This window comes from Brevundimonas fontaquae, assembly GCF_017086445.1.
Lineage (GTDB): Bacteria > Pseudomonadota > Alphaproteobacteria > Caulobacterales > Caulobacteraceae > Brevundimonas > Brevundimonas fontaquae.
The window spans coordinates 412,340-438,041 of record NZ_CP070968.1; the positions used below are offsets into that span (position 1 = coordinate 412,340).

Annotated in this window: 26 protein-coding genes; 10 read left to right on the forward strand and 16 right to left on the reverse strand. The window is 67.6% G+C overall.

The features are described from left to right. Nucleotides 1-7: 7 nt before the first annotated feature. Entirely contained in the window at nucleotides 8-1,132 is a 1,125-nt protein-coding gene (locus tag JX001_RS01980) for an MltA domain-containing protein (RefSeq protein ID WP_205682073.1), read from the reverse strand. Next, nucleotides 1,132-1,770, reverse strand: a complete 639-nt coding sequence (gene timA / locus JX001_RS01985) for a TIM44-related membrane protein TimA (protein ID WP_205683032.1) — start codon at nucleotides 1,768-1,770, stop codon at nucleotides 1,132-1,134. Before timA ends, JX001_RS01980 begins: the two co-directional genes overlap by 1 nt. A 197-nt stretch (nucleotides 1,771-1,967) precedes the next feature. Between timA and secB the strand changes: the two genes are divergently transcribed. Both secB and JX001_RS01995 read left to right on the forward strand, forming a co-directional pair. After that, on the forward strand, nucleotides 1,968-2,480 hold the full coding sequence (gene secB, locus JX001_RS01990; protein WP_205682074.1) for a protein-export chaperone SecB: 513 nt from the start codon (nucleotides 1,968-1,970) through the stop codon (nucleotides 2,478-2,480). 9 nt (nucleotides 2,481-2,489) lie between these two features. Beyond that, a complete protein-coding gene (locus tag JX001_RS01995) occupies nucleotides 2,490-3,440 on the forward strand; it encodes a DMT family transporter (protein WP_205682075.1) in 951 nt (316 codons plus the stop codon). Between the two features lie 4 nt (nucleotides 3,441-3,444). On the opposite strand, the gene dut is transcribed toward JX001_RS01995, so the two are convergent. Continuing rightward, nucleotides 3,445-3,900, reverse strand: coding sequence for a dUTP diphosphatase (dut, locus tag JX001_RS02000; RefSeq protein WP_205682076.1), 456 nt, complete (start codon nucleotides 3,898-3,900; stop codon nucleotides 3,445-3,447). Continuing rightward, on the reverse strand, nucleotides 3,897-5,126 hold the full coding sequence (gene coaBC / locus JX001_RS02005) for a bifunctional phosphopantothenoylcysteine decarboxylase/phosphopantothenate--cysteine ligase CoaBC (RefSeq protein WP_205682077.1): 1,230 nt from the start codon (nucleotides 5,124-5,126) through the stop codon (nucleotides 3,897-3,899). The genes dut and coaBC overlap by 4 nt, the downstream gene beginning before the upstream one ends. Before the next feature lie 102 nt (nucleotides 5,127-5,228). On the opposite strand from coaBC, the gene JX001_RS02010 reads away from it, so the two are divergent. Beyond that, on the forward strand, nucleotides 5,229-5,741 hold the full coding sequence (locus JX001_RS02010; RefSeq protein WP_205682078.1) for an S-type pyocin family protein: 513 nt from the start codon (nucleotides 5,229-5,231) through the stop codon (nucleotides 5,739-5,741). 35 nt (nucleotides 5,742-5,776) lie between these two features. Beyond that, the gene (locus JX001_RS02015; RefSeq protein ID WP_039246730.1) at nucleotides 5,777-6,646 is read left to right on the forward strand and encodes an HAD family hydrolase; all 870 of its coding nucleotides are present in this window, start codon (nucleotides 5,777-5,779) and stop codon (nucleotides 6,644-6,646) included. Between the two features lie 9 nt (nucleotides 6,647-6,655). Here JX001_RS02015 and JX001_RS02020 read toward each other — a convergent pair whose 3' ends face one another. The 4 genes from JX001_RS02020 to JX001_RS02035 form a co-directional block, all read right to left on the reverse strand. After that, the gene (locus tag JX001_RS02020; protein WP_241004715.1) at nucleotides 6,656-7,018 is read right to left on the reverse strand and encodes a PilZ domain-containing protein; all 363 of its coding nucleotides are present in this window, start codon (nucleotides 7,016-7,018) and stop codon (nucleotides 6,656-6,658) included. Nucleotides 7,019-7,027: 9 nt separating this feature from the next. After that, on the reverse strand, nucleotides 7,028-7,843 hold the full coding sequence (locus JX001_RS02025) for a kinase (protein ID WP_205682079.1): 816 nt from the start codon (nucleotides 7,841-7,843) through the stop codon (nucleotides 7,028-7,030). A 1-nt stretch (nucleotide 7,844) separates the two neighbouring features. Beyond that, nucleotides 7,845-8,165, reverse strand: coding sequence for a 2Fe-2S iron-sulfur cluster-binding protein (locus tag JX001_RS02030; protein WP_066627263.1), 321 nt, complete (start codon nucleotides 8,163-8,165; stop codon nucleotides 7,845-7,847). 79 nt (nucleotides 8,166-8,244) lie between these two features. Continuing rightward, the gene (locus tag JX001_RS02035) at nucleotides 8,245-9,870 is read right to left on the reverse strand and encodes a sensor histidine kinase (protein ID WP_241004810.1); all 1,626 of its coding nucleotides are present in this window, start codon (nucleotides 9,868-9,870) and stop codon (nucleotides 8,245-8,247) included. 119 nt (nucleotides 9,871-9,989) lie between these two features. Here JX001_RS02035 and JX001_RS02040 point away from each other — a divergent pair, with 119 nt between their 5' ends. After that, nucleotides 9,990-10,679, forward strand: a complete 690-nt coding sequence (locus tag JX001_RS02040) for a TorF family putative porin (RefSeq protein ID WP_205682081.1) — start codon at nucleotides 9,990-9,992, stop codon at nucleotides 10,677-10,679. Nucleotides 10,680-10,743: 64 nt separating this feature from the next. On the opposite strand, the gene JX001_RS02045 is transcribed toward JX001_RS02040, so the two are convergent. From JX001_RS02045 to sdhC, 4 genes are read right to left on the reverse strand one after another with little or no spacing between them, the layout of a single operon-like run. Continuing rightward, nucleotides 10,744-11,538 (reverse strand): succinate dehydrogenase iron-sulfur subunit, encoded by a 795-nt coding sequence (locus JX001_RS02045; RefSeq protein WP_205682082.1) that lies wholly within the window; start codon nucleotides 11,536-11,538, stop codon nucleotides 10,744-10,746. Between the two features lies 1 nt (nucleotide 11,539). Continuing rightward, entirely contained in the window at nucleotides 11,540-13,324 is a 1,785-nt protein-coding gene (gene sdhA / locus JX001_RS02050; protein ID WP_205682083.1) for a succinate dehydrogenase flavoprotein subunit, read from the reverse strand. A gap of 7 nt (nucleotides 13,325-13,331) precedes the next feature. Further along, the gene (gene sdhD, locus JX001_RS02055; protein WP_205682084.1) at nucleotides 13,332-13,751 is read right to left on the reverse strand and encodes a succinate dehydrogenase, hydrophobic membrane anchor protein; all 420 of its coding nucleotides are present in this window, start codon (nucleotides 13,749-13,751) and stop codon (nucleotides 13,332-13,334) included. Continuing rightward, nucleotides 13,748-14,212: a succinate dehydrogenase, cytochrome b556 subunit gene (gene sdhC / locus JX001_RS02060; RefSeq protein ID WP_017506653.1), complete on the reverse strand. Its 465-nt coding sequence runs from the start codon at nucleotides 14,210-14,212 to the stop codon at nucleotides 13,748-13,750. Before sdhC ends, sdhD begins: the two co-directional genes overlap by 4 nt. A gap of 193 nt (nucleotides 14,213-14,405) precedes the next feature. Between sdhC and JX001_RS02065 the strand changes: the two genes are divergently transcribed. After that, nucleotides 14,406-15,266 (forward strand): pirin family protein, encoded by an 861-nt coding sequence (locus JX001_RS02065; protein WP_205682085.1) that lies wholly within the window; start codon nucleotides 14,406-14,408, stop codon nucleotides 15,264-15,266. A 271-nt stretch (nucleotides 15,267-15,537) separates the two neighbouring features. Beyond that, nucleotides 15,538-18,183 (forward strand): alanine--tRNA ligase, encoded by a 2,646-nt coding sequence (alaS, locus tag JX001_RS02070; protein ID WP_205682086.1) that lies wholly within the window; start codon nucleotides 15,538-15,540, stop codon nucleotides 18,181-18,183. Nucleotides 18,184-18,568: 385 nt separating this feature from the next. Here the strand turns inward: alaS and JX001_RS02075 are convergent, their stop codons facing one another. From JX001_RS02075 to JX001_RS02085, 3 genes are all read right to left on the reverse strand, one after another. Then, nucleotides 18,569-19,123 (reverse strand): DUF2939 domain-containing protein, encoded by a 555-nt coding sequence (locus JX001_RS02075; RefSeq protein WP_017506657.1) that lies wholly within the window; start codon nucleotides 19,121-19,123, stop codon nucleotides 18,569-18,571. Nucleotides 19,124-19,173: 50 nt separating this feature from the next. Further along, on the reverse strand, nucleotides 19,174-19,755 hold the full coding sequence (locus tag JX001_RS02080) for a DUF2939 domain-containing protein (RefSeq protein WP_205682087.1): 582 nt from the start codon (nucleotides 19,753-19,755) through the stop codon (nucleotides 19,174-19,176). A gap of 271 nt (nucleotides 19,756-20,026) precedes the next feature. Next, the gene (locus tag JX001_RS02085; protein WP_017506659.1) at nucleotides 20,027-21,247 is read right to left on the reverse strand and encodes an NADP-dependent isocitrate dehydrogenase; all 1,221 of its coding nucleotides are present in this window, start codon (nucleotides 21,245-21,247) and stop codon (nucleotides 20,027-20,029) included. A 308-nt stretch (nucleotides 21,248-21,555) separates the two neighbouring features. Here JX001_RS02085 and JX001_RS02090 point away from each other — a divergent pair, with 308 nt between their 5' ends. Genes JX001_RS02090 through JX001_RS02100 form a run of 3 tightly spaced genes read left to right on the forward strand, consistent with a single transcriptional unit; the run spans nucleotide 21,556 to nucleotide 23,818 of the window. Next, entirely contained in the window at nucleotides 21,556-21,768 is a 213-nt protein-coding gene (locus JX001_RS02090) for a hypervirulence associated TUDOR domain-containing protein (RefSeq protein ID WP_017506660.1), read from the forward strand. Beyond that, a complete protein-coding gene (locus tag JX001_RS02095; protein ID WP_205682088.1) occupies nucleotides 21,765-22,913 on the forward strand; it encodes a DUF1176 domain-containing protein in 1,149 nt (382 codons plus the stop codon). The genes JX001_RS02090 and JX001_RS02095 overlap by 4 nt, the downstream gene beginning before the upstream one ends. Beyond that, nucleotides 22,910-23,818 (forward strand): NAD(P)/FAD-dependent oxidoreductase, encoded by a 909-nt coding sequence (locus JX001_RS02100; protein ID WP_256435996.1) that lies wholly within the window; start codon nucleotides 22,910-22,912, stop codon nucleotides 23,816-23,818. Before JX001_RS02095 ends, JX001_RS02100 begins: the two co-directional genes overlap by 4 nt. Here the strand turns inward: JX001_RS02100 and JX001_RS02105 are convergent. After that, a complete protein-coding gene (locus JX001_RS02105; protein WP_205682090.1) occupies nucleotides 23,815-25,647 on the reverse strand; it encodes a DUF885 domain-containing protein in 1,833 nt (610 codons plus the stop codon). The genes JX001_RS02100 and JX001_RS02105 overlap by 4 nt on opposite strands. Between the last annotated feature and the right edge of the window lie 55 nt (nucleotides 25,648-25,702).

Below are 25,702 nucleotides of genomic sequence, written 5' to 3' on the forward strand. Positions count from 1 at the left end.
CAGGGGTCTAACCCTTCGGGACCAGGCGCCACATCCGCAAGGGGTGGCGCACGGTCCCGGCCTCGGCCCCCGCGCGGTCGCCGCGCCCCATATAGAGGTCGGCGCGCACCGGTCCGCGAATGGCCGATCCCGTGTCCAGCGCCATGGCCAGACCGCGATAGCTGGCCGTGGCGCCGCGCAGATTGCCCCCGTCGGCCTCCAGCCAGACCAGTTCGCCATAGCGCCAGTGGGCCGGGTCGACCGCGATCGCCCGCCGCTCGGTCAGGGGCACGCCCGCCGCCCCCGCCGGGTGGCCGTCATCGTCGGAGTCCAGCCGGAAGAAGATGTAGCGTGGGTTCAGCGCCATGACCGCCTGCGCCTCATAGCCCCGATGGCTGGCCAGCCAGTCCCGGATTGCATCGCCGGAGGTGCCGTTCTGCGGCAACAGACCCTGCTGCGCCATCGGTCGGGCGATGCCCACGAACGGCTTGCCGTTGTCGGCGGCGTAGGCGGCGCGGCCGCGCGTGCCGTCCTCGAACGTCAGATAACCCGACCCCTGGATCTGCAGAAAGAACAGGTCCTCGGCCCGCATCCAGGCCAGGGCCTGCTCAGGCCGAGCGGCGGATTCGATATAGGCCCGGTCGCCGGCGGCGCGGGGATTGGCGGGCTTGGGCAGGACGGGGGCCGAGAACTCGGCGTCCGGTCGTCGCCGCGCCGGATATTCGGGCGCGAAGTAGGAAGTCAGCAGCCCCGGTCGCCCGTCCGGCGTCTGGGCCGGGATCGCGCTGAAGCTGGCCTCGAAGAAGGCGCGCGCCTGCGACGGCGTGATCGTCATCGTCGTCGCCATGGCCTTGGCGCGCCCGCAGACCCGGCGTGCGGCCGCGTCACGCGCCGCGCCGCACCCGTCCACATAGGCCCGGAAGGCGGCCAGATGGTCCTCCTGGCTCCAGCCCGGCAGCACGGCGGGGCTCAGGGCGTCGGACGGCGCGGGAGGCGGTGCCGGGTTCGGCGACGGCGTATAGGGTACCGGCCCCGTCTGCGGCCCTGTCGTCCCCGTCGCGCCGGTCGGCGTCATCGGCCCGGTCGAACAGGCGGCGACAGCCAGGGCGGCCGTCAGCGTCGCCAGTCCGCCCGACCGGCCGCGAACCGCCATCAGGCGTTGGCCGGCTCGACGCGCGCCAGGACCCAGTTCGGGTCCGTCGCGCCCAGGGTGCGTTCGAAGGTCCAGTGTTCGGCCGTGCGGCGTTCCTCTACCAGAGGCTCGCCCGTCGTCGCGTCCGCCGTTTCGCCAGAAGCCTTGGTCACCCGACTGCGCAGTTCGGCCAGGAAGCGGACCTTGGCGACGGCCTTATCGCCCTCGGCGACTGCGCCTTCCAGATCGGCCCGGGGCGGATACAGGAACTCGACCGTCTCGGTCTCGCCGCGCGTCTCGCGCGCTGCGATGCCGGCCTCGAACGAGGCGAAGACATTGGGCTTCAGCAACGGCTTCAGCGCGGCCCGGTCGCCGGCGGCGTAGCCGCGAACGATGGTCTCATAGGCCTGACGCGCGCCGTCCAGGAAACGGGCCGGGTCGAACGCCGGATCGCGCGCCTTCAGGCTGGCGATGGAGGCCAGGGTCGCCGGGTCGATCGCCGCGACCTTGGGCGTTTCGGCCTGGGCCGGGCCGGGCGGCGCGATCTTGGCGTCTTCCTGCGGCTGACGGCCCACCCGCTTGCCCAGCACGTTGTAGAGCTGGAACAGCACAAAGGCTGCGATGGAGGCGAAGACGACGACCTGTAACTGAACCGGAATGTTCAAGAGGAGATTCCTGTAGCGAACGACGGGTGCGCCAAACCTTAGTCTGGCGTGATTACGGGCTCATATAGGGTGAGGCAAGGCGAAGCGCGCCCCCAATCGCGCGCGCGACGTTGCGGCCAAGCGTCCCGGCATGGTAGTCGCGGCGCCTCATTCCGGCCTCATCGGCCCCAAACTGCGCCAAAGACCGTTTCATGACCGACGCCGCTTCTCCCGCCGAACAGCCCCAGCAAGGCGACGCCCAGCAGGGCCAGCCCGCCGGTCCCGGCTTCCGCATCCTGGCGCAATACGTCCGCGACTTCTCGTTCGAGAACCCGCGCGCCCCGGAATCCCTGCGCATCGACGGCAAGCCCGCGATCGATCTGGGCGTTGAAATGGCCGCCCAGGGTCGCCCCGACGGCCTGTTCGAACTGGACCTGAAGCTGTCGATCAAGGCGACGCACGAGAACCAGCCCGTCTTCCACGTCGAACTGGTCTATGGCGGCCTGTTCCAACTGGCCAATGTCCAGGAGCAGGACATCGAGCCGCTGCTGCTGATCGAATGCCCGCGCTACCTGTTCCCGTTCGCGCGCGAGATCATCTCGGGCGCCACGGCGGACGGCGGCTTCTATCCCCCGTTCCAGCTGGACCCCATCGACTTCGCCGCGATCTACATCGCGCGCCAGCAACAGATCGCCCAGCAGCCGGTCGAAACCGGCCAGGCCTAAGCGCGCGACATGGTCGCCGCCGCGCGGCCTTCGCCTGATCCATCGAAAGCCGCGGGCGAGGACGTCGTCCGCGGCATTCTTCTGCGCATCGCCGCCGCCGGCTGTTTTTCGATCATGACGGCGACGTTGAAGCTGGCGTCGCAGGACGGCGTCGCGGCGCCGGAAATGCTGTTCTACCGCGCCTTCTTCGGCCTGCCGGTCGTTGTGGCCTGGGTGCTGACCCAGCCGGGCGGGCTGTCGGCCCTGTCGACGCGCCGCCCCCTGGCCCATCTGGGACGCAGCGCCCTGGGCGTCGCAGCCATCCTGTGCCTGTTCCAGACGCTGACGCTGCTGCCTCTCGCCGACGCGACGACCCTCAGTTTCACCGCCCCGATCTTCGCCACCGTCCTGTCCTTCTTCGTGCTGAAGGAGGCTGTCGGCCCGCGCCGCTGGGCCGCCGTCGCAGTCGGCTTCATCGGCGTGATCGTCGTCATGCGGCCGGGCGTGGGCCATTCGGTCCTGCCGCTGGCGGGCGTGGCCTTCGCTCTGATCGGGGCGGTGCTGACGTCCGGCGTGACCATCACTCTGCGTCAGCTGCGCGACACCGAAAATGTCGCCGCCATCGTCTTCTGGTTCTTCGTCGCCTGTTCGGTCGTGGGGGCGATCCTGCTGCCCTTCGTCGGCCATTGGCACGCGCTCTCCACCTTCGGCCTGCTGATCGGATCGGGCGTCGCCGGCGGTCTGGCCCAGCTGTTCATGACCGCCTCGCTGCAAAAGGCCCCGGTCGCCGTGGTCGCGCCCTTCGACTATCTCCAGATCGTCGGCGCCATCGTCTTCGGCTGGTGGCTGATGTCCACGACGCCCACCCTCACCACCCTGGCCGGCGCCGCCCTGATCGCGAGCAGCGGCCTCTACACTGCTTGGCGCGAACATATCCGCCGCAAGGCCAGCCTCATCCAGCCGACCGCGCCGCTGGTTTAGGGCGTCAGCGCCCCGTCGATCCAAACCCGCCCGTCCCGCGCGCCGTCTCGTCCAGCGTCTCGACCTCGATCCAGTCGGCGCGTTCATGCCGGGCGATCACCAGCTGGGCGATGCGTTCGCCGCGGCGGATGACGAAGGGTTCGGCGCCGATGTTGGCCAGGATCACGCCGCACTCGCCGCGATAGTCGCTGTCGATGGTGCCCGGCGCATTGGGGCAGATGATGCCGTATTTCAAAGCCAGTCCCGAGCGCGCCCGCACCTGGGCCTCATACCCCAGCGGCAGGGCGATTTTCAGCCCCGTGGGCACCAGCATCCGCTGACCCGGGGCCAGGATCATCGGCTGATCCTCTGGCACGGCGGCGCGCAGGTCCATGCCCGCCGAACCGGCCGTCTCATAGGTGGGCAGGGGCAGACCTTCGGAATGTGGCAGACGCAGGATCTGGATTGGGGTCTCGGTCATTCGGGGGCCTCGAAATGATCGGCGATGCGGGCGGCGACGGCCCGGGCGATGGCGGTCTTGGACTGGCGCGGCCAGGTCTCGGTCCGATCGGCGGTGACCAGCAGCACGGCGTTGCCGTCCGATCCGAACACGTCGTCGGACACGTCGTTGCCCAGGATCCAGTCGCAGCCCTTTCTCGACAGCTTGGCGCGCGCATTGGCTTCCAGGTCCGTCGTCTCGGCGGCGAAGCCGATGACCAGGGCCGGGCGGTTCGGACCGGGCGCGGCGACGCCGGCCAGGATGTCGGGGTTCTCGATCAGGGCCAGGGTCGGCGGGCCGCCCGGTCCCTTCTTGATCTTGCCGCCGGCGATAGTGTCCACGCGCCAGTCGGCGACGGCGGCCGACAGCACGGCGATGTCGGCGGGAAGGGCGCTCTGCGTCGCCGCCTGCATCTCCAGCGCGCTCTCCACATCGATCCGCGTCACGCCGGTCGGGGCGGTGAGCGCCGTCGGCCCCGACACCAGCGTCACCTCGGCCCCCAGCTCGGCCAGGGCGGTGGCGATGGCGTAGCCCTGTTTGCCGCTGGAGCGATTGGTCAGCCCCCGCACAGGGTCGATCGGTTCGAACGTCGGCCCGGCCGTGACCACGGCCTTGCGTCCCTTGAGCGGTCGTCCGGCCGCGCCGGCTAACAGGCCTGCAATGGCGTCCAGGATCGCGGCGGGTTCCGCCATTCGACCCGGCCCGTATTCGCCGCAGGCCATCTCGCCGTCATCCGGCCCCACCACCGCCACGCCATGGAAGCCCGGAAAGGCCTTCAACCGTTCCATATTGGCCTGGACCGCCGGATGCTCCCACATCCGCACATTCATCGCCGGCGCCAGCAGCACCCGCTTGTCCGTCGCGATTAGGGTCGTCGAGGCCAGGTCGTCGGCCAACCCGTTCGCCGCCTTGGCGATCAGCCCCGCCGTCGCCGGCGCCACCACCACCAGATCGGCCCAGCGCGACAGCTCGATATGCCCCATGCTGGTCTCGTCGTCCGGGTGGAACAGGCCCGACCGCACCGGATGACCGCTCAGCGCCGCCAGCGACAGGGGCGTCACGAACTCGGCTCCGGATTCGGTCAGGATGACACGCGTCCGCCCGCCCGCCTTGGCGATCAGCCGCACCAGCTCCAGCGCCTTATAGGCCGCGATGCCGCCGCCCACGATCAGCAGGATCTTGCGGTTCGAAAGGGGGCGAGTGTCCATGACCACGGTCTAGCCGCCGCGCGTGACGCCGTCGAGACGAGAACATTGCACGAACAATAAAGTTGTGCTTTCGTCGCGCCCAGCGGGTATCTGGAGGGAAGAATGAGAACGCTGACGAGGGGAGGGGCCGCGCTGGTCCTGTGCGGTCTGGTGGGGCTTGGCGGCTGCGACAACAGCTCGGCGGTCGAGACGCGGGATCGCACGGCAAGCGCCGAACCCGTCGCCCTGACGTCCATGCCGACGGTAAGCGAAGAGGCTGCGACGCGTCAGGAGAAGCCCGTCCTGACCGCCAATCGGCGCGAAACCGTCGACGCCAAGATCGCCCGTCTCTACGACCGCAACGGCGCAGACTTCGGCGCGCGCTCGGCCGAGGATTATCTGACCAAGGTCACGGCTTTCACGACAAAGCCTCCACGCGACGTCGAGACCGTCAAACGGCCCAATGGCGACACCCTGATCTATCAGGCCTCGACCAACACCTTCGCCGTGGTGGCCCGCAACGGGTCGCCCCGCACCATGTTCAAGCCGACGACGGGCGCCGACTACTGGGCCGAGCAGAAGGCGGCGGCGCCCACCTTCGGTCAGCGGCGCCAATCGACGGGCGCGGCGGGCTGATATAGAGGGCGGGCTTCCACTGAGGATCTCGCCCCATGTCCGATACGGCCGAACCCAAGACCCCGCTGCTGAAGACCGCCCTGATCTATGATTTCGACGGCACCCTGGCGCGCGGCAATATGCAGGAGGTGTCGTTCATCCCCTCCGTCGGCATGGGCATCGGCGCGTTCTGGGAAGAGGCCGAGCGCCTGACCAAGGACGCCGACGGCGACGGCATCCTGATGTACATGCAGCTGATGCTGCATCACGCGCGTCAGAACGGCGCCCCGGTGACGCGCGAGACCCTGCGTCAGCACGGCGAGGCGGTGGCCCTGTTCGAGGGCCTGAAGGATCTCAGCTGGTTCGACCGGATGAACGCCTTCGGGGCCAAATACGGGCTGGAGATCGAGCATTACATCATCTCCGCCGGGCTGGAGGAGATGATCGACGGCACGCCGATCCGCCCCGCCCTGACCCACGTCTTCGCCTCCCACTACGTCTATGACGACAAGGGCGAGGCCGCCTGGCCGGCGGTCGGCGTCAACTACACCACCAAGACCCAGTATCTGTTCCGCATCAACAAGGGCGTGAAGAACCACTGGGAGCACGAACGCATCAACCACTTCATCCCCGACGACGAGCGCGCCGTGCCCTTCGACCGGATGATCTTCATCGGCGACGGCGACACCGACGTGCCGACCATGAAGATGATGCACACCAAGGGCGGCTTCTCGATCGCCGTCTATGATCCGCGCTCGAACGAGCGGGATCAGAAGAAGGTCTATTCCCTAATCTCGGAGGACCGGGTGAACTTCGTCGCCGCCGCCGACTATCGCGAGGGATCGGCCCTGGACCTGATCGTCAAGGGGCTGGTGGGCCGCATCGCCATCAACGCCGGCTCCATGCCAGCCGACACGGCGGACTAGCCCGGCCGATCAGCGGCCGCCGGCCCTCAGCCAGGCGTCGCGCGCGGGAATCAGCCTCGCCGGCGCCAGGCCTCTCAGCGACTTGGCCCCGGTCTGCCTCAGCCCGGCCTCCTGCCCGCGCTGCCAGACGACGGTGGCGGGATAGGCGACGCCCGCAGTCACATCGACCACCACGACCTCGCGCGGCAAGGCCCCGCCTCTGTCCAGCCGCAGCTTCATCCCCGCGTCCGACAGATCGACGATCAGACACGCCGTCTCCAGGCCGGGCGCGCAGATGACGCCGCGCGCGTTTGCAGGTCGGCGCGCGCCCATGCGGCGGTCGGGCTCGACGGCGGGCTTGGATCCAAACAGGCTCATGGTCCGATAACGCACAGATGCGGCTCAGGCGCCAAGCCCGCCTTCAAGGCTGCGAACCCCGCGTTTCCGGTCCAGAGCGACGATAATGTCGGCCTCCACGCCGCCCGTCATCATATGACGGCTCAGGCGCTCATAATGCTGGATGAAGACCGCCAGGGCCGCGCGTCGCTCGGGCGATACGGCGTCCTGCCCCATCAATCCCGCCTCCTGCTCGCAGCGCCAGTCCAGCACGACATCGAACCCCGGCGCCTTCAGAAAGACCAGGGCGTCCAGCCGCCCGCGCAGGCGGGCGTAGGGCTGACCCAGCGCTGCATTGACCGCCCTGCGCCATTCGGCCCCGACGTCCTGCCGGGCTTCCAGGGCGTTGATCGGCGCAACCAGATCCCCCTCGGCCTGCGGCGTCGCCCCCAGGCACCATCCCTCCAGCACGATGATCCGCGGCCGACCCTTCACCACAGGCCAGTCCGCCTGGGGCGCGCGGTCGTCGGCCAGCTTGTCGAAACGCGGCAGAGGCGTCAGATCGTCCGGCCCTGCCGCCTGCAACCGATCCAGCAGACGGTTCAGAAGGCCCAGGTCATGCGTCCCCGGCGGCCCGCGCGTGGCGAACAGCGGATGCACCCGCGCCGCCATGGCCGCCCGCTCCGCCTTCGTCAGATAGACGTCGTCCAGCGACAGGCTCGCCCCGCCGAACCGCTCGGCGACGGCCTTAGCCAGGGTCGATTTTCCTGAACCCTGCGATCCCGCGATCCCCAGGATCGGCGGCGGACCGTCTTGGCCCATCGCCTCGGCGCGCTGGTCGATCCATCGGCCGATCTGGTCGATCAGCCCCGCGTCGATCATTTCAGTGCTGGTTTTCCGGCAACCGCACGATCAGGCCGTTCAGCGCGTCCGACACCCGGATCTGGCACGACAGGCGGCTGTTCGGCTCGACCTCTTCGGCGAAGTCCAGCATCGATTCTTCCATGGCCGACGGCTTGCCCGTCGCCTCGCGCCAGGCTTCGTCGACATAAACATGGCAGGTCGCGCAGGCGCAGGCCCCGCCGCAGTCCGCGTCGATGCCCGGCACATTGTTGCGGATCGCGCCTTCCATGACGCTCAGCCCCGACTTCACGTCGACGACGTGCTCGGTTCCGTCATGCTCGATATAGGTGATGCTGGCCATGGCCCGCTCATATCAAGCCGGACCGCTCGCGCAAGGGCGTTGCTGGCCCCGGAGGACGATGCAGACCCAGAAACGCGGCTCAGGCGGCCGTCTCGGAGCGATCATGGTCGCATGGCGCGTCGGGCGCCGGGAGCAGGAGCCGGAAGGTGGTTCCCACGCCGATCCGGGTCTCATAGTCCAGCACGGCGCCCATCGAGGTCGCCAGCCGCCTGGCCAGCGCCAGTCCCAGACCCGCGCCGTCGACGCTGCGGGTGGCGGAATCGTCGCCCTGGCTGAAAGGGGTGAACAGCTTCGTCTGAACGGCTTCGGACATTCCTGGCCCGGTGTCGGCCACCCCGAAGATCAGGCCTTCTGACGACGGCTCGAGCGTCAACCGCACCTCGCCCGCACACGTGAACTGGATGGCATTGTCGATCAGGGCCGTCAGCACCTTCGACACGCGCCCCGCGTCGCCGAGCCGCAAGCCGGTGGGCTGATAGGTTTCGGTGATCGCCAATCCCTTGGTGTCCGCCTTGGCGCGCAGGCCGGCGGCGGCCTTAGCGAACACCGACGCCGGATCAAACGGCCGCCTCTCCGGCTCGGCCAGGGCGTCATCGATGTGCGCCATCTCAAGGATGCGCTCGATCATGACGAGCAGATGCTCGCCCGACTCCTTGACCACGCCGATCTGTCTCCGCTGCGTCGCGCTGAGATCGCTCATCAGCACGACCTCGGACATGCCCAGCACGCCGTTCAAGGGCGTGCGCAGCTCGTGGCTCATATTGGCTAGGAACCGCGACTTGACCAGATTGGCGGCGTCGGCGGCTTTCAAGGCTTCGCTCAGCGCCCGCTCGCTGTCGCTGAGCCGTTGGACATTGGCGGCCACGCGCCGCCACATCAGCGCCGCCGCGATCAGGAACATGACCAGCAGGCCGGCGAACACCGGAAGCAGCGTCGCCAGAATGTGGCGTCCTGGCCTCTCAGGCGCCCAGGACAGTCCGGCGATGGGGGTTCCATCCCGGCCTTGAAGAGAAACGAAATGCCGCTCATCCGGCGTCGTCAACCGGGTGTCATGCAGCCCAAGGTCCGTGTGCAGCGAACTGATGAAGGTGCTGATCGGCTTGGCGGACACCACGATGGCGTCGCGCGCCGGCCGGGCGACGGGCGCCAGATCCTCGGGCACGACGGTGGCGGCGCCGACCAGATAAAGCGCATCGCCGGCCCGTATGATGGAGGACCCACGCGAAACCGCCTTGAAGCCGACGGCTTGGCGCCGCGCAGGATTCAGCGAGGTCCGTCGAACGTCGGCCGCCAGATCCTGCACCGCCGCGGTCAAGGCGGCCTCGCTCGCCGCATCGACCGTCTTGCCGCCGCGCGACGCCAGCATCAGCCGGCCGTCGCCCGAGAAGACGAGCGTGACGGCATGATCCATATATTGCGCATAGTAGTCGCCGAAGTTGCTCTGCATCCACGACGTATCCTCGCGCTCCACCGCATCGACGGCGTCGTTCCAGATCGTCGCAGAGACGATGTCGTCGGAGATGACGTTGAGCATGCGCTCCAGACGACGCTCCACCATCGTCTGTTCGTGGGCGGCTGCGCGCTCATCGATGGCGCGACTGACCAGAAGCATGGCGATCGTCATGCCCAGGCATACGACGATGAGAACCGTCGCCGCGACAGCCTTCAACCAACGCATCTCATGCGCTTGTGCAAAGGGCGGCATCTTGGTCAACGGCCAAACCTCCCCGAAGGCCATGAACAGAGAAAGCCTTTAGAACAGAAATACTTCCGATATATTTAACCTCTGGCTCGGCACATTCCCCTAAGATTCAGGGGGACCTTATGGGCCGATCCTTTCTTGCCGTCCTTGGTCTCGTGTCGGCGTTTCCGGTCGCGGCGTCGGCTCAGGAGGCGGCCGATCAATGGCGTCTTGAGGCGGTCGTCGGCGGCGTCAGCGACTATCGCTATCGTGGGCTGAGCCTGTCTGACGAAAAGCCGGCGCTGCAGGCCGGCGTGACCCTGTCCCAGGCGTCAGGACTCTATGCCGACGTCTATCTGTCCAGCATCGCGGCGTATGGCGGCGATGAGGAGGACGAGGGTTCAAGGCTGGAGGCGACCTTGACCGTCGGATGGGCGGGGTCCTGGCTCGGCTTGGACTGGGACGCGGCCCTGTCCGCCTATCGCTATCCCGGCGGACAGGACGTCGACTATGTCGAGGCGCCCATCCAGGTCAGCCGCAGCTTCGGCGCCGCGACGGCGACCGTCGGATACGCCTACGCTCCGTCGCAGACCGCCTTGGGAGACGAGGACAATCACTACGGCTGGGCGGGGATCGATTACGCACCCGACGACTGGCCCGTCAGCCTCAGCCTGTCGGTCGGCCGCGAGCAGGGCGCCTATGCGCCGGAGGGCAAGACGGACTGGCGGATCGGCGGCTTCCTGCCCGTGGGCAAACTCACCGCCAGGCTGGAATGGGTCGACAGCGACAGGGACGACGGCGCCCTGGTCGCCAGTCTGTTCGCCAACTTCTGACGCCGGCCGACACGCCCGCCGTCCCCTCGGATCCGAAGGACCGGCGAGCGTTAGAAACCTGGCCTCAGGCCGCCTTCTTGCGACTCGGCGCGACCATCAGCTTCTTGGTCTCGGCGATGGCCTTGGCCGGGTTCAGGCCCTTGGGGCAGACCTGGGCGCAGTTCATGATCGTGTGGCAGCGATACAGTTTGAACGGGTCTTCCAGGTCGTCCAGCCGCTTCTGGGTCGCGTCGTCGCGGCTGTCGGAAATCCAGCGATAGGATTGCAGCAGCGCCGCCGGGCCCAGGTACTCTTCCTGGTTCCACCAGTAGCTGGGGCACGAGGTCGAGCAGCAGGCGCACAGGATGCACTCGTACAGGCCGTCCAGCTTCTCGCGCTCGGCCGGGGTCTGCAGACGTTCCGTCTCGGGGTCCGGCTCGTCCGATTGCAGATACGGCTGGATCGAGTCGTACTGGGCGTAGAACAGGCTCAGGTCCGTCACCAGGTCCTTGACCACCGGCTGGTGGGGCAGGGGGGAGATGGTGATATTGTGCGAACTGCACTCGTCCCAGCCCTTGGTGCAGGCCAGGGTGTTACGTCCGTCGATGTTCATCGAGCACGAGCCGCAGATGCCCTCGCGGCACGAGCGCCGGAACGACAGGGTCGGATCGATGGTGTTCTTGATGTGGATCAGCGCGTCCAGCAGCATCGGGCCGTGGTCGCCGCTCGGCACCTCATAGGTGTCCCAGCGCGGATCGGCATCGGTTTCCGGATCGTAGCGATAGACCTTGTAGGTCTTCACGTCCTTGGAGCCCGGCGCGGCCTTGTGGACCTTGCCGGTCGTCGGCTTGGAGCCTCTGGGGAGAGTAAGCTGGACCATCTTAGTAAACCCGCGCCTTCGGTTCGATATACGCGATGTCGTCGGACATGGTGTAGTTGTGGACCGGACGATAATCGATCTGGACCTGCTCGCCCGGACGCTTCCACGCCAGGGTGTGCTTCATCCAGTTGACGTCGTCGCGATCGGGATAGTCCTCGCGGGCGTGGGCGCCGCGCGATTCCGTGCGGTTCAGGCCGCCCTCGATCGTCACCATCGCCTGGGCGATCAGGTTGTCGTACTCCAGCGTCTCGACCAGGTCCGTATTCCAGATCAGGCCGCGATCGGTGGTCTTGATGTCGGCGCCGGCCGCCTCGATGGCGCGCAGCTTGTCCGTGCCCTGCTGCAGGGTCTCGCCGGTGCGGAACACCGCCGCATCGGCCTGCATCGCGCGCTGCATCGACAGACGCAGCTCGGCGGTCGGAGTCGAGCCGTCGGCGTAGCGGAATCGGTCCAGGCGGGCCAGGTGCTGGTCGGTCTGGCTTCTGGAGGCCGACGGCACGGCCGAGGCCTTGTCGACGACTTCACCGCAGCGCAGGCCGACGGCGCGGCCGAACACCACCAGGTCGGTCAGGGAGTTGGAGCCCAGGCGGTTGGCGCCGTGCACCGAGACGCAAGCCGCCTCGCCCACGGCCATCAGGCCCGGGACCACGCTGTCGGGGTTGCCGTCGCGCAGCGTCAGGACTTCGCCGTGATAGTTCGTGGGGATGCCGCCCATGTTGTAGTGGACGGTCGGCAGGACCGGGATCGGCTCCTTGGTCACGTCCACGCCGGCGAAGATCTTGGCGCTTTCGGAAATGCCCGGCAGGCGCTGGTGCAGGATCTTCGGATCCAGGTGATCGAGGTGCAGGAAGATGTGGTCCTTGTTCGGACCCACACCGCGCCCTTCGCGGATTTCGATGGTCATGGAGCGCGAGACCATGTCGCGCGGGGCCAGGTCCTTCACGGTCGGCGCATAGCGCTCCATGAAGCGCTCGCCTTCCGAGTTGGTCAGATAGCCGCCCTCGCCGCGTGCGCCCTCGGTGATCAGGCAGCCGGCGCCATAGATGCCGGTCGGGTGGAACTGCACGAACTCCATGTCCTGCAACGGCAGGCCGGCGCGCAGCACCATCGCATTGCCGTCGCCGGTGCAGGTGTGGGCCGAGGTGGCGCTGAAATAGGCGCGGCCGTATCCGCCGGTCGCCAGAACCACCATCTTGGCGCGGAACTGGTGAAGCTGACCGTTGTCGAGCTGCAGCGCCGTCACGCCGGTGCAGGCGCCGTCCTGCATGATCAGGTCCAGCGCGAAATATTCGACGAAGAACTTCACCTCGCGGCGCACCGACTGGCCGTACAGGGTGTGCAGGATGGCGTGGCCGGTGCGGTCGGCGGCGGCGCAGGTGCGCTGCACCGGGCCTTCGCCGAAGTTGCGGGTCATGCCGCCGAAGGCGCGCTGATAGATCTTGCCTTCTTCGGTGCGGCTGAAGGGCACGCCCCAGTGTTCCAGCTCATAGACGGCCTTGGGCGCGTTCCGGACCAGATATTCGATCGAGTCCTGGTCGCCCAGCCAGTCCGACCCCTTGACGGTGTCGTACATGTGCCACTGCCAGCTGTCCTCGCCCATGTTGCCGAGCGAGGCGGAGATGCCGCCCTGGGCTGCGACGGTGTGCGAGCGGGTCGGGAAGACCTTGGTCACGCAGGCGACCTTCAGTCCCTGCTGGGCGGCGCCGAGCGCAGCGCGAAGGCCCGAGCCCCCGGCGCCGACGACGACGACGTCGTATTCGTGATCGATCAGTTCGTAAGCGGCCATCAGTTCATCAGGCTCCGAAACCAGCGGGCAGCGGCGCCGAACCCAGCGCCAGCCGTACGATGAAGAAGACGCTGGCGGCGGCCAGCACCAGGAAGACGATGTTCAGCAGCAGGACCAGAAGGCCGCGCGTTCCGACGTTGGGCACGTAGTCTTCCAGAATGACTTTCCAGGCCAGGCTGACGTAGCCGAAGAAGATCACCGCGGTGATCGCCATCAGGACGGCGTTCAGCGGATTGGCGAACCAGGCCATCGCCGCGTCATAGCCGGCGCCCGCCAGGGTGAAGCCGGTCGAGGCGACCCACAGGCCCAGCGGCAGCAGGGCCACGAGCAGGATCCGCTCGATCAGCCACTCGCCGGCGCCGTGACGCTCGGAAACCTTGACGTTGTTCTTGAACTTTGCCCCGTTCCCTTTGATTTGACCGCTCACAGCGAAACCCTCCCCGTGGCGAACAGCACGACCCAGAACAGCACGGCCAACGGGATCGGTCCCCACACGGCGATGTTCGACAGGGCGGTCGCCGACTTCACCGTCAATCCGTTGCCGGTGTCGTTATAGGTGTGGCGCGCGCCGTTCAGGATGAAGGAGAACAGCACGACCGTCAGACCGAAGAAGACCAGCAGGCCCAGCGGCGATCCGGCCAGATCGAGCGCGCTCTGGAACGCCTCGGGTCCGAACGCCAGCGCGCCCAGCCAGGCCAGGACGAACAGCACGCCGACCGTGGCGGCGATGATCGTCGCGCGGAACAGGATCGAGGCCGTCATGGTGACGTGCCAGCGCCAGACGCCCATGTGGGGCGACAGCGGCGCGATATGTCCGTTCGGTTGAGTGACGAAGCGACCCGTCCGGTCGCTTGAGGCGCCACCCGGCGTCGGGTTGGGCTGGTTCATGCGAATGGTTCTCAAAAGCGAATGAATTCAATCGCCGTGTGCGGTTGCGAAGGCTTTTGTGACCCCGTGGGGCCGGTGTCAACGCACAGACCCCCAGATCGACGGATTGCCCCGCTTATACGTCCGTCTGAGACGATGGATCGTCAGGGGGCTCGGGCTCGCCACCGCTGATCCGCCACCCTATATGTAGCGAATGACCCAGCCCCGTTCCGTCCTTCGCCTGCACCCCGCCCACCGCGACGACATCGGCGACCTGACCACCCGCCGTCCCGTGCCCGGCCCCGGTGTGGACCAGATCGATCCCTTCCTGTTCCTGAACCACCACGGGCCCCAGACCTATGCGCCGGGCAACGCCGGCCTGCCGTTCGGCCCGCACCCGCACCGGGGCTTCGAGACCGTCACCTTCATCCTGGACGGCGAGCTGGCCCACAACGATTCCGGCGGCGGCGAGAGCATCATCAAGGCGGGCGGCATCCAGTGGATGACCGCCGGGTCGGGCCTGATCCACGCCGAACTGTCCCCCGCCGCCTTCAAGCGCGACGGCGGGCCGATGGAGATCCTGCAGCTTTGGGTGAACCTGCCGTCGCGGCTGAAGATGACCAAGCCGGACTATGTGGGCCTGCAGAAATCCGACATCCCGACCTTCACCACCGAGAACGGCGTCACGGTCGAGCCGGTCTCCGGCGACTGGCTGGGTGTCACGGCGCCGATCCAGTCGCTGATCGACATCCATCTGGCCGTCGTGCGCCTTCCCGCCGGCGCGACGTTCGAAACGCCCGTCGCCCCCGGCCGCAACGTCTTCCTGTATGGCGTCAAGGGCGAGATCGCCGTCGCCGGAACGCCCGTGCCTCAATGGAACCTCGGCGCCCTGTCCGACGGCGATGCGGTCCAGATCACGGCGACCACCGACGCCGTCGTCCTCTTGGGCCACGCCGAGCCCATCGGCGAGCCGGTCTTCAGCCATGGCCCCTTCGTCATGAACACCCGCGACGAGATCATCCAGGCGATCCAGGACTACCAGTCCGGCAAGTTCGGCCCGCCGCCCAGGGTGTGAGGCGGGCGCTTTCGTCTCCTCCCTGCTTTGCGGGGAGGTGGCGCGGCGCTTCTTCAGCGCCGTGACGGAGGGGCTCTTCGGAGCGTCACCGATCAAGGGACGTGAGGCGGCACAACCCCTCCACCGCTCAGCGGTCCCCCTCCCCGCAAAGCGGGGAGGAGACATCGTCTTCTCTGGGGCGCGCGCCTCTCCCCGCGCAGATGATGCGCTCCCCGCCAAAACCCTATATGACGCCGGTTCCTAGCGACCGCCCCAGCCGAAGACACGCCGAATGCCCAGCCTGAACGAGATCCGCGCCACCTACCTCGACTATTTCGCGGCGGACGGCCACGCCAAGGTCCATTCGGCCCCGCTGGTGCCGCAGAACGATCCGAGCCTGCTCTTCGTCAATGCGGGCATGGTGCCGTTCAAGGACTATTTCACCGGCGCCGCCAAGCCGCCCTATCGGCGCGCGACCAGCTCCCAGAAATGCGTTCGCGCCGGGGGCAAGCACAACGACCTGGACAATGTCGGCTATACCGCCCGCCACCTGACCTTCTTCGAGATGCTGGGCAACTTCTCCTTCGGCGATTACTTCAAGGAACACGCCATCGAGAAGGCGTGGAACCTGGTCACCCAGGACTTCGACCTTGACCCCAAACGCCTCTTGATCACCGTCTATATCGATGACGACGAGGCCGCCGCGATCTGGAAGAAGGTCACCGGCTTCTCCGACGACAAGATCATCCGCATCGCCGGCTCGGACAACTTCTGGGCCATGGGCGACTCGGGTCCGTGCGGCCCCTGCACCGAGATCTTCTGGGATCACGGCGACAAGATCGCCGGCGGCCCTCCCGGTTCGCCGGACGAGGACGGCGACCGCTACGTCGAGATCTGGAACAACGTCTTCATGCAGTATGAGAAGGAGAACGATCAGATCGTTCGCAACCTTCCCAAGCCCAGCGTGGACACCGGCATGGGTCTGGAGCGGATGACCACCGTGCTCCAGGGCGTGCATTCGGTTTTCGAAACCGACCTGTTCAAGACGCTGATCGCCGCGTCCGAAGACGCCACCTCGACCAAGTCGGACGGCGATCAAGCCGCCAGCCACCGCGTCATCGCCGACCACCTACGCTCGTCGTCCTTCCTGATCGCCGACGGCGTCACCCCGTCGAACGAGGGTCGCGGTTATGTGCTGCGCCGCATCATGCGCCGCGCCATGCGCCACGCCCACCTGTTGGGCGCCGCCGATCCCCTGATGCACCGTCTGGTCCCGATTCTGGTCGCCCAGATGGGCGACGCCTATCCCGAACTGGCCCGCGCCCAGCCCTTCATCGAGGACACGCTGAAGCAGGAAGAGGTCCGCTTCCGCACCACGCTCGGCCGCGGCATGGCCCTGTTCGACACGGCGGTTCAGGGCTTCCGTCCCGGCGACATGCTGGACGGCCAGACGGCCTTCACCCTGTCCGACACCTACGGCTTCCCGCTGGACCTGACCCAGGACGAGGCCCGTCGTCGCGGCTTCTCGGTCAATGTCGACGGCTTCGAGGCCGCCATGGCCGAACAGCGCCAGCGGTCGCGCGAGAACTGGAAGGGCTCGGGCCAGACCGCCAACACCAACGAATGGCTGGCGATCCGCGACCGGATGGGGCCGACCGTCTTCACGGGCTATGACAACATCGAAGGCTCGGGCGAGGTCCTGGCCCTAATGAACGCCGGCGCGCCGGTCGAAACGGCCGAGGCCGGCGACATCGTCGAAGTGTTGTTCGACACCACCCCCTTCTATGCCGAAAGCGGCGGCCAGGCCGGCGATCACGGAACCCTGGAGTGGCCGGATGGCGAGGCCGAGGTCATCGACGTGCGCAAACACGCCGGCGACCTGCACGTCCTGGTGGCCCAGGTCACGGCCGGCAAGCTGGAGATCGGAACCCGCGCGGCCCAGTTGGTGGACGCCGAAAAGCGTCGCACCAGCCGCGCCAACCACTCCGCCGCCCACCTGCTGCATACGGCGCTGAAGAATGTGCTTGGCCCCGCAGTCGCCCAGAAGGGTCAGCTGGTCGACGCCGAGCGCGCCCGCTTCGACTTCAGCCACGGCGCCCCGCTCACCGAGGCCGAACTGTCCGCCATCGAGACCGAGGTCAACGCCGTCATCCGCCAGAACGTCCCGGCGGAGACGAAACTGATGGCCCCGCAGGAGGCGATCGAGGCCGGCGCCATCGCCCTGTTCGGCGAGAAATACGGCGACGAGGTCCGCGTGCTGACGCTGGGTCGCTCGCTGGTCAGCGACAACGCTCCCTATTCGGTCGAACTGTGCGGCGGCACCCACGTCGCCCGCACCGGCGACATCGCCCTGTTCAAGATCGTTCAGGAAACCGGCGTCGCCGCCGGCGTGCGCCGCATCGAGGCCCTGACCGGCGAGGCCGCGCGTCAGTATCTGCTGGCCCAGGCCGGCGTCGCCCGTTCTCTGGCTCAAAGCTTCAAGGTCCAGACCGCCGACGTCCCCGCCCGCGTCGACAGCCTGGCCGCTTCGGTGAAGTCGCTGGAGAAACAGGTCGCCGAGCTGAAGAAACAGCTGGCCCTGGGCGGCGGCTCGGGCGCGTCGTCTGCGCCTGAGGAGATCAACGGCGTCAAGCTGATGGCCCGCGTGCTGGACGGCGTGGACGGCAAGGGTCTGCGCGGCGTCGCCGAAGACTTCAGGAAACAGGTCGGAACTGGCGTCGTCGCCCTGATCGGCGTCACCGAGGGCAAGGCCGCGGTCACCGTCGCCGTGACCTCCGACCTCGTTGATAAGGTCAACGCCGCCGACCTGGCCCGCGCCGCCGTCATCGCCATGGGCGGCCAGGGCGCCGGCGGCAAACCCGACTTCGCCCAAGGCGGCGCCCCCGACGGCTCCAAGGCCGAAGACGGCCTGGCGGCGGTCCGGAACGCGTTGGCGTAACCAGCTCGTTCCCTTCTCCCGTTGGGAGAAGGTGGCCCACAGGGCCGGATGAGGGTCGGCCGGTGGGCCATCTCGCACCACCCGACCCTCACCCTTTCGCGCAAGTACGATCGCTGCGCGCTCGTGCGCTCAAGCCCTCTCCCAAAGGGAGAGGGTGATCCATCGCAATTTCAAACCTGAAGACCTTGCAATCCAGCGGCTTAACCGGCCGCAGCGTCCGTTTCCTGAGCGTGCTGCAGGGCCGGCCTATACTCTCCGCTCACCACAGAGGAGGCCGCGCACCCAAGGGCAAAGTGCACCAATTGCACTCACTTTCTGATCGGCGCCCCGCCGTCCAATCAGACGAATTAGACACTTTAGACGGTGTTTTTTGTCCCCGAACGTCTCAACCCATCGGGTCGGGCGTCAGGTCCACCCCGGCCAGCTTCCAAGTGAAGGGCGTCCGGCGTTCCATGATCAGCACCAGCGCATCGTCCGGCCGATCGTCGCGCGTCAGGGTGACGGCGAAGGTGTTGAGCCCGCGATAGGCCCAGGACTGGCGGATCTTGTCCTTGTCGACGGCCGGCGTGTCGTCGGCGGGCACGGGCCGTTCCGGCTCGGGCGTCTCGCCGGAGCGGACCATGGCGGCGATGCCTTGCGGCGTGACGAAGTTGTCGACCGCCCCCTCGACCAGCGACGGGGCCAGCAGCATGCCCAGCGCCGCCAGACCCGTGTCCCCCTTGGTCCGGTTGCGGATTTCCAGGGCTGCGCGGGCGTTCAGCTCGCTTTTCAGGCTGGTGCGGAACGCTGGGAAGTCCACCTGCCGCTCCAGTCCGGCCGCATCCCCGGTCCGCGCGGCCCGCACCAGCGCCTGGGCGGCGATGAAGGGCGAGACGAACAGGGCGACGACCACGCCGATGACGACGGCGATCAGGGCTCCGGTGATGATCTTGCGGCTCATGTCGTCTCCTTGGCAAGCCAACGCGGGCTGGGCGGCGTCGGTTGCCGGGTTTATCGCGGGGTGACGGTGACGGCCGGCGCCGCCGGGGCCGTTCCGTCGGGCAGGCCGATGTGAACCAGCTTCCACTCGAACGGCCCGCGCCGCTCGAAGGTGAACAGGGTGCGCGACCCGCCCTGATCCGTCACCGCCATCCGCGCCCGATTAACGCTCCAGTAGGCGGGGATGGGCCAGGGCTTGCGGCTGCGCTCCGAGGCCGGCGAAACCCCCGCCGACGTGCGCTGGCTGGCGTATCGGCCCTCGCCCTTCAGCAGGGCGGTGAGGGCGGCGGGCGTCAGATAGGCGTCCACGTCCGGCTGGCGCAGGATCGGGTTCTGCTCGATCTGACGCCGGAAGGCGCCGATGGGGTCTTCCAGGAAGGACGGCGCGGGCGCCATCGCCTCGGGCCGCCCCGCCAGCTGCGGCCGCAGCGACTGGCGCACAGCGTTGAAGTCGATCAGTCGCGCCAGCCCCGCCACGTCGTTGGCCTCAGCCGCTGACCGAATGGCGAAGAAGGCTACTGCGGGCGCCGCGAAGAAGGACAGCACCGCCACGACCACCGCCGTCAGCACCAGGTTTCCGAACAACCGCTTCACGAACGCATCCTCATTACCGCCGATCATGCACGCCCCGGCCGATCACACAACGAAAAGCCCCGCCGGAGCGATCCGACGGGGCTGGTATTCTTGCGTTCCTCCCCAGCGAAGCGGGGGAGGGGGACCGCGCGTAGCGTGGTGGAGGGGGCGGACGCCGCACGGTCTCTTCAGCGTCGCGGCTACAAGCCGTCACGAAGGATTGCGCGCGGGTCGCCCCCTCCACCGCTTCGCGGTCCCCCTCCCCCATTGTCATGGGGGAGGATCTCAGGCTTCAGCCCACGTCCGGCAGAGCGGTCTTCAGGTTCTCGGCGACCTTGTCGAGGAAGCCTTCGGTGGTGAGCCAGCCCTGTTGGTCGCCGACCAGCAGCGCCAGGTCCTTGGTCATGAAGCCGGCCTCGACGGTGTCCACGACCACCTTCTCCAGCGTGTCGGCGAACTGGTCCAGGGCGGCGTTGCCGTCCAGCTTGGCGCGGTGCTTGAAGCCGCGCGTCCAGGCGAAGATCGAGGCGATCGAGTTGGTCGAGGTGGCCTCGCCCTTCTGATGCTGGCGATAGTGGCGGGTCACGGTGCCGTGGGCGGCTTCCGTCTCCAGCACCTTGCCGTCCGGCGTCATCAGTACCGAGGTCATCAGGCCCAGCGAGCCGAAGCCCTGCGCCACGACGTCGGACTGCACGTCGCCGTCATAGTTCTTGCACGCCCAGACGAAGCCGCCCGACCACTTCATCGCGGCCGCGACCATGTCGTCGATCAAACGGTGCTCATAGGTCAGGCCGCGCGCCTTGAACTCGGCGGCGTAGTGTTCGTCGAACACTTCCTGGAACAGGTCCTTGAAGCGGCCGTCATAGGCTTTCAGGATCGTGTTCTTGGTCGACAGATAGACCGGATAGTTGCGCTGCAGGCCATAGGCGAAGCTGGCGTGGGCGAACTCGCGGATCGAAGCGTCCTGGTTGTACATGGCCATGGCCACGCCGGCGCCCGGGGCCTTGTAGACCTCGTGCTCGATCACTTCGCCATCCTCGCCGACGAACTTGATCGACAGCGTGCCCTTGCCGGGCATTAGGAAGTCGGTGGCCTTGTATTGGTCGCCGAAGGCGTGACGGCCGACGACGATAGGCTGGGTCCAGCCCGGAACCAGGCGCGGCACGTTCGAGCAGATGATCGGCTCGCGGAAGACCACGCCGCCCAGGATGTTACGGATGGTGCCGTTCGGCGACTTCCACATCTTCTTCAGGCCGAACTCCTGCACGCGGGCTTCGTCCGGGGTGATGGTGGCGCACTTCACGCCGACGCCGTGCTTCTGGATCGCGTGGGCCGCGTCGATCGTCACCTGGTCGTCGGTGGCGTCGCGGTGCTCCATGCCCAGGTCGTAGTAGTCCAGCTCGAGATCCAGGAACGGGAAGACCAGCTTGTCCTTGATCATCTGCCAGATGATGCGGGTCATTTCGTCGCCGTCGATGTCGACGATGGGGTTTTCGACCTTGATCTTGGCCATGCGTTCGGTCCGCCTGTGACTGTGGGGAAGGGAATGTCGTGGCGGCGGTATAGCGAGGCCGCGCGCCCGCGCAAACCCCGCCGGCCGTCGTCGCCGCTCGGAATAACGCAGATCGGTTCTGAACCCTTTGCCGCCCCCGGACTTCTCTTGAGCCCAACAACAGAGACGGACGGCAGGATGACGGAGGAAGAGCGCCAGCTGGTGGACCGGTGGATCGTCACCTTCTGCGAGGCGCCGCCCGTGGTCGATGCGGAACTGATGCGCACGCTGATCGCTGAACAGGAAGCGACACAGCAGGAGTCATGGTCATGTCAGAAAAGACGTTCAAGGCCGGCGACAAGGTGAAGTGGGACCACAGTCAGGGCACAACGACCGGCAAGGTGGTCAAGAAGGTCACCTCGGAAACCAAGATCAAGGGCCACAAGGTTGCGGCCTCCAAGGATAATCCGGAGTATATCGTCGAGAGCGCCAAGACCGGCGCACGCGCGGCGCACAAGCCGTCGGAGTTGAAGAAGGCATGACCCTGAACGGCCTGTCGCGCGGCGTCGCCCTGTCGGCCCTTGTCCTGTCCGCGCTGTCCATCGCAGGATGCGGGGACAAGGATGCGGCCAAGGTGCCCGCCGCGACCCAGGTCGCCAGTCCGTCTGCACCGGCCGCCGCCGCTCCGGTGCTGCAAATCCGCCCCGAGACCAAAATTTTCCGCGACTGGAGCGCCACCTGCGGCAATGACGGGACCTGCTGGGCCTTCGGTTTTGCGCCCGAGTTCGCCGCCGGCTGGGTCCGCATCAGCCTGGCGCCCGGTCCGAACGCCCAGCCGCAAATCCTCTTCGGCTATTGGCCCGACGGCGAGGCCAAGGGCGCCGGGCCCCTCAGCTTGACCATTGACGGCCGCGCCTATCCGGCCGTGTTGGGCGCGGCGAGCGACGCCGAGACGCCGATCGGGGAAATCCGCGAAGGCGCTCGCGCCGCCCTCGACGCCATGGCTCAGGGCAAGGTCATGATCATTCGCGGCGCCTCGACCCAGGAGGTCTCGCTGCACGGCGCCGCCGCCGCCCTGTTGTGGATCGACGAGAAGCAGGGACGTTTGGATACGCCAACCGCCCTGATCCGACGCGGCGACCGCCCGGCCGCCCTTGTGCCGATTGCGCCGTCGCTGCCGACGGTGACGCCCGCTCCGGCCGTCGATCAGGCCGCGTTTGGCGATCAGAACCAGCGCCTGCCCGCCGCGCTGCGCGCTCGTACCGAGGTCGGCGACTGCCTCAAGGAGTCGGCCATGCCGGCCGTCAGCGACATGGTCATGTCCGCCCGGCTGGACGCCCGCACCGAGCTGTGGGCCGTGCCCTGCGGATCGGGCGCCTATAACGTCACCCACAACTGGTATCTGACAGGACCGGGCGGTCGCGACCCTCGGCCCGCAATGCTCGCCGGATCGGAAGGTCCGGGCTCCGATCCCGTTATGCAGGACAACGCGACCGTCAACGGCGCATATGATCCCAAGACCCGCACCCTGTCGGCCTTCGCCAAGGCGCGGGGCATCGGGGATTGCGGCGCGGCGCAGACCTGGGCCTGGACGGGACAGGGCTTCACCCTGACGCAGGAAAGCGTGATGGGCCAATGCGCCGGCGTGCCGTCCGACCTTTGGCCTGTCACTTGGCGCACGCGGTGACCGATCCGGAGGTTCTGATCATCGGCGCGGGCCCGGCCGGCCTGACGGCTGCGACCTATCTGGGCCGCTTTCGTCGGCGGACCCTGGTGGTGGATGGCGGCGCGCCCCGCGCCTGCTGGATCCCGCTCAGCCACAATATGCCGGGCTTTCCGGCGGGCATCACCGGCGCGGACATCCTGAAGCGGATGCGCGAACAGGCCGAGGAATATGGCGCGGTCGTCGAACCGGATCGCGTCCAGCGCCTGACCCACGACGGCGACGGCTTCGTCGCTGAGATGGATGGCCGCGTCGTTCGCGCCCGCGCCGTTCTGCTGGCGACCGGGGTCGTCGATCACCATCCGGATCTGCCCGGCGTCGAAGCGGCGGTGCAAAAGGCGCTGGTCCGCATCTGTCCCATTTGCGACGCCTACGAGGCGACCGACAAGGCCGTGGCCATCATCGGCCAGAGCGACAAGGGCGCGCGCGAGGCCGCCTTCATGCGCACCTATTCCGACCGTGTGACCCTGATCCATATCGGCGCGCCCGACGCGCTCAGCAGGCGTGACGAACTGGACCGGCTCGGCGTTGAACTGATCCTGGCGCCGCTGGACGCGATCGACATCGAGAACGATCGCGTGACGGCCCTGAGCTACGCCGGCCAGAGCCGCGCATTTGATTTGGTCTATTCAGCGTTGGGCACATCGCCGAACGCCGAACTGGCCCGGGGGCTGGGCGCGCGTCTGGCCGGCGACGGCCGGTTGGAGGTCGATCTGCATCAGGCCACCAGCGTGCCGGGCCTGTATGCCGCCGGCGACGTCGTGCGCGGCCTCAACCAGATCGCCGTCGCGACCGCCGAAGCCGCCGTCGCCGCCACCGACATCCACAATCGCCTGCGCCAGGCCGACGGCCTGACCGTCGCAGATTAAGCCTGGGTCGCGACCCAGCCGTCGACGATCCGTTCCAGCACCGACAGGGGCACGCCGCCGGCGGCGAGCGCCGTGTCGTGGAAGCCCTTGATGTCGAACCTGGACCCCAGTGTCGTCTTGGCCTTTTCACGCAGGCGGACCCATTCGTTGTGGCCGACCTTGTAGGCGCAGGCCTGGCCCGGCCATCCGCAATAGCGTTCGACCTCGGACGTCGCCGCGCCTTCCTGATCGCCATAGGCCTCCATCATGTAGCGGATGCCCTCTTCGCGGCTCCAGCCCTTGGAATGGATGCCGGTGTCGACCACCAGGCGCGCGGCGCGGAACATCAGCGATTGCAGGTAGCCGATCTGACCCACCGGATCGTTCTCATAGGCGCCCAGTTCGTCGGCCAGCTGTTCGGCATATAGCCCCCAGCCTTCGACGTAGGACGAGAAGCCCAGCAGGTTCATCAGCAGCGGCGCGGACTCGCTCTCCTGCTGCAAGCTGATCTGCAGATGGTGGCCCGGCGTCGCCTCGTGATAGGTCAGGGTCGGCAGGGTCCAGGACGGCCATTCCGCCGTGTCCTTCAGATTGATCCAGTATATGCCGGGCCGCGTCCCATCCAGGCTGGGGGAGTTGTAATAGCCCATCGGCGCGCCGGCCTCGATCTCGGGCGGCACCCGCTTGATCTCGACCTTGGCCTTGGGCAGGCGGCCGAAGGCGTTGGGCAGGCGGGCCTGCATGTCGGCCATCTGGGCGTTCAGCTTGGCGATCAACTCGGCCTTGCCCGCATCGGTGTCGGCGTAGACGTATTTGGGATCGTCCCCCAGGGCCTTGATCCGCTCGGCGACCGAGCCTTGCGTCAGGCCTTGCGCCTTCAGCAGAACATCGGCGCGCGCCGTCAGATCCGCCATCTGTTCGACGCCGGTGCGGTGGATCTCGTCCGCCGTCAGCCGGGTCGTGGTGATGTAGCGCAGGCTGTTGGCGTAATACTGCTCGCCCTGCGGCAGGCGGCGCACCGAGGCCTCGTGCACGGCGTTCGGTTGGGCTGCCTTCAGGACGGCGTTCTGGGCGGCCAGGGCCGGATAGACCCGCTCGGTCACAAGCCGTTCGACCTGCGCGCCCCAGTCGCCGGTCAGGCCCTTGGCGCGGGCCCGATCCACGACCGACTGGGTCAGGGGCGAGGTCGCCGCAGGCGTCGCCAGGACGCCGTCCTGCTGGCGGATCGCCTTGGCCAGGATGAAGTCGGGCGGGATGACGCCCAGCGCATAGTCTTCCTTCAGACGATCCGTCTCGGCCAGCAGCACGTCGGCGAAGGCGTTGACGCGGGCGACATAGGCGTCGGCGTCGGCGGCCGTCTCGATGGTGTGCTGGTTGGCCAGGAAGTCGGGCGTGGACTGATAGGCGCCGCCTTGCTGGCTGACGCGGTACGGATTGGGCCAGCCACCCTGGCCGTAAGGGATGTCGTAGGTGGCGATCACCCCGTCCAGATTCTGGGTCAGGCTGTCGTAGTAGTTGGCGTTGCGTGCATCGAGTTTGGAGCGGTCGATGCGGGCCAATTCGGCGCGTTGGCGACGGGTGAAGGCGCGCTGGTCGTCTTCCTCGGCGCGGGTCGGAACGGTCAGCTTGGACTTGGCGGCGGCGCGGTCGCCCTTGTCCAGGCCGAACATGGTGACGACCTCCGGACTCTTGTCCAGCGTCTGCTCGAACGTTGTGTCCATGAAGGTCTTTAGCTGGGCGGCGGCGTCGCCCTGCGATGCACCGGCCTGACGAGCGAAGGCCGGGCCGCCCACGGCGACGAGGCCGGCGCCCAGGGCGGCGGACTGAAGAAGACGACGACGATCGAACATGGAACGGCCCCTCGAAACTGGATGCGGCAATGGAAACCGCATGGGCCGGGGCGGC

Bases quoted from the DNA above. Each gene is read 5' to 3' on its own strand.
- JX001_RS01980 (WP_205682073.1), bottom strand. From the start codon at position 1,132: ATGGCGGTTCGCGGCCGGTCGGGCGGACTGGCGACGCTGACGGCCGCC.
- secB (WP_205682074.1), top strand. From the start codon at position 1,968: ATGACCGACGCCGCTTCTCCCGCCGAACAGCCCCAGCAAGGCGACGCC.
- JX001_RS01995 (WP_205682075.1), top strand. From the start codon at position 2,490: ATGGTCGCCGCCGCGCGGCCTTCGCCTGATCCATCGAAAGCCGCGGGC.
- dut (WP_205682076.1), bottom strand. From the start codon at position 3,900: ATGACCGAGACCCCAATCCAGATCCTGCGTCTGCCACATTCCGAAGGT.
- coaBC (WP_205682077.1), bottom strand. From the start codon at position 5,126: ATGGACACTCGCCCCCTTTCGAACCGCAAGATCCTGCTGATCGTGGGC.
- JX001_RS02010 (WP_205682078.1), top strand. From the start codon at position 5,229: ATGAGAACGCTGACGAGGGGAGGGGCCGCGCTGGTCCTGTGCGGTCTG.
- JX001_RS02015 (WP_039246730.1), top strand. From the start codon at position 5,777: ATGTCCGATACGGCCGAACCCAAGACCCCGCTGCTGAAGACCGCCCTG.
- JX001_RS02025 (WP_205682079.1), bottom strand. From the start codon at position 7,843: ATGATCGACGCGGGGCTGATCGACCAGATCGGCCGATGGATCGACCAG.
- JX001_RS02030 (WP_066627263.1), bottom strand. From the start codon at position 8,165: ATGGCCAGCATCACCTATATCGAGCATGACGGAACCGAGCACGTCGTC.
- JX001_RS02035 (WP_241004810.1), bottom strand. From the start codon at position 9,870: ATGCCGCCCTTTGCACAAGCGCATGAGATGCGTTGGTTGAAGGCTGTC.
- JX001_RS02040 (WP_205682081.1), top strand. From the start codon at position 9,990: ATGGGCCGATCCTTTCTTGCCGTCCTTGGTCTCGTGTCGGCGTTTCCG.
- JX001_RS02045 (WP_205682082.1), bottom strand. From the start codon at position 11,538: ATGGTCCAGCTTACTCTCCCCAGAGGCTCCAAGCCGACGACCGGCAAG.
- sdhA (WP_205682083.1), bottom strand. From the start codon at position 13,324: ATGGCCGCTTACGAACTGATCGATCACGAATACGACGTCGTCGTCGTC.
- sdhC (WP_017506653.1), bottom strand. From the start codon at position 14,212: ATGAACCAGCCCAACCCGACGCCGGGTGGCGCCTCAAGCGACCGGACG.
- JX001_RS02065 (WP_205682085.1), top strand. From the start codon at position 14,406: ATGACCCAGCCCCGTTCCGTCCTTCGCCTGCACCCCGCCCACCGCGAC.
- alaS (WP_205682086.1), top strand. From the start codon at position 15,538: ATGCCCAGCCTGAACGAGATCCGCGCCACCTACCTCGACTATTTCGCG.
- JX001_RS02075 (WP_017506657.1), bottom strand. From the start codon at position 19,123: ATGAGCCGCAAGATCATCACCGGAGCCCTGATCGCCGTCGTCATCGGC.
- JX001_RS02085 (WP_017506659.1), bottom strand. From the start codon at position 21,247: ATGGCCAAGATCAAGGTCGAAAACCCCATCGTCGACATCGACGGCGAC.
- JX001_RS02090 (WP_017506660.1), top strand. From the start codon at position 21,556: ATGTCAGAAAAGACGTTCAAGGCCGGCGACAAGGTGAAGTGGGACCAC.
- JX001_RS02095 (WP_205682088.1), top strand. From the start codon at position 21,765: ATGACCCTGAACGGCCTGTCGCGCGGCGTCGCCCTGTCGGCCCTTGTC.
- JX001_RS02105 (WP_205682090.1), bottom strand. From the start codon at position 25,647: ATGTTCGATCGTCGTCGTCTTCTTCAGTCCGCCGCCCTGGGCGCCGGC.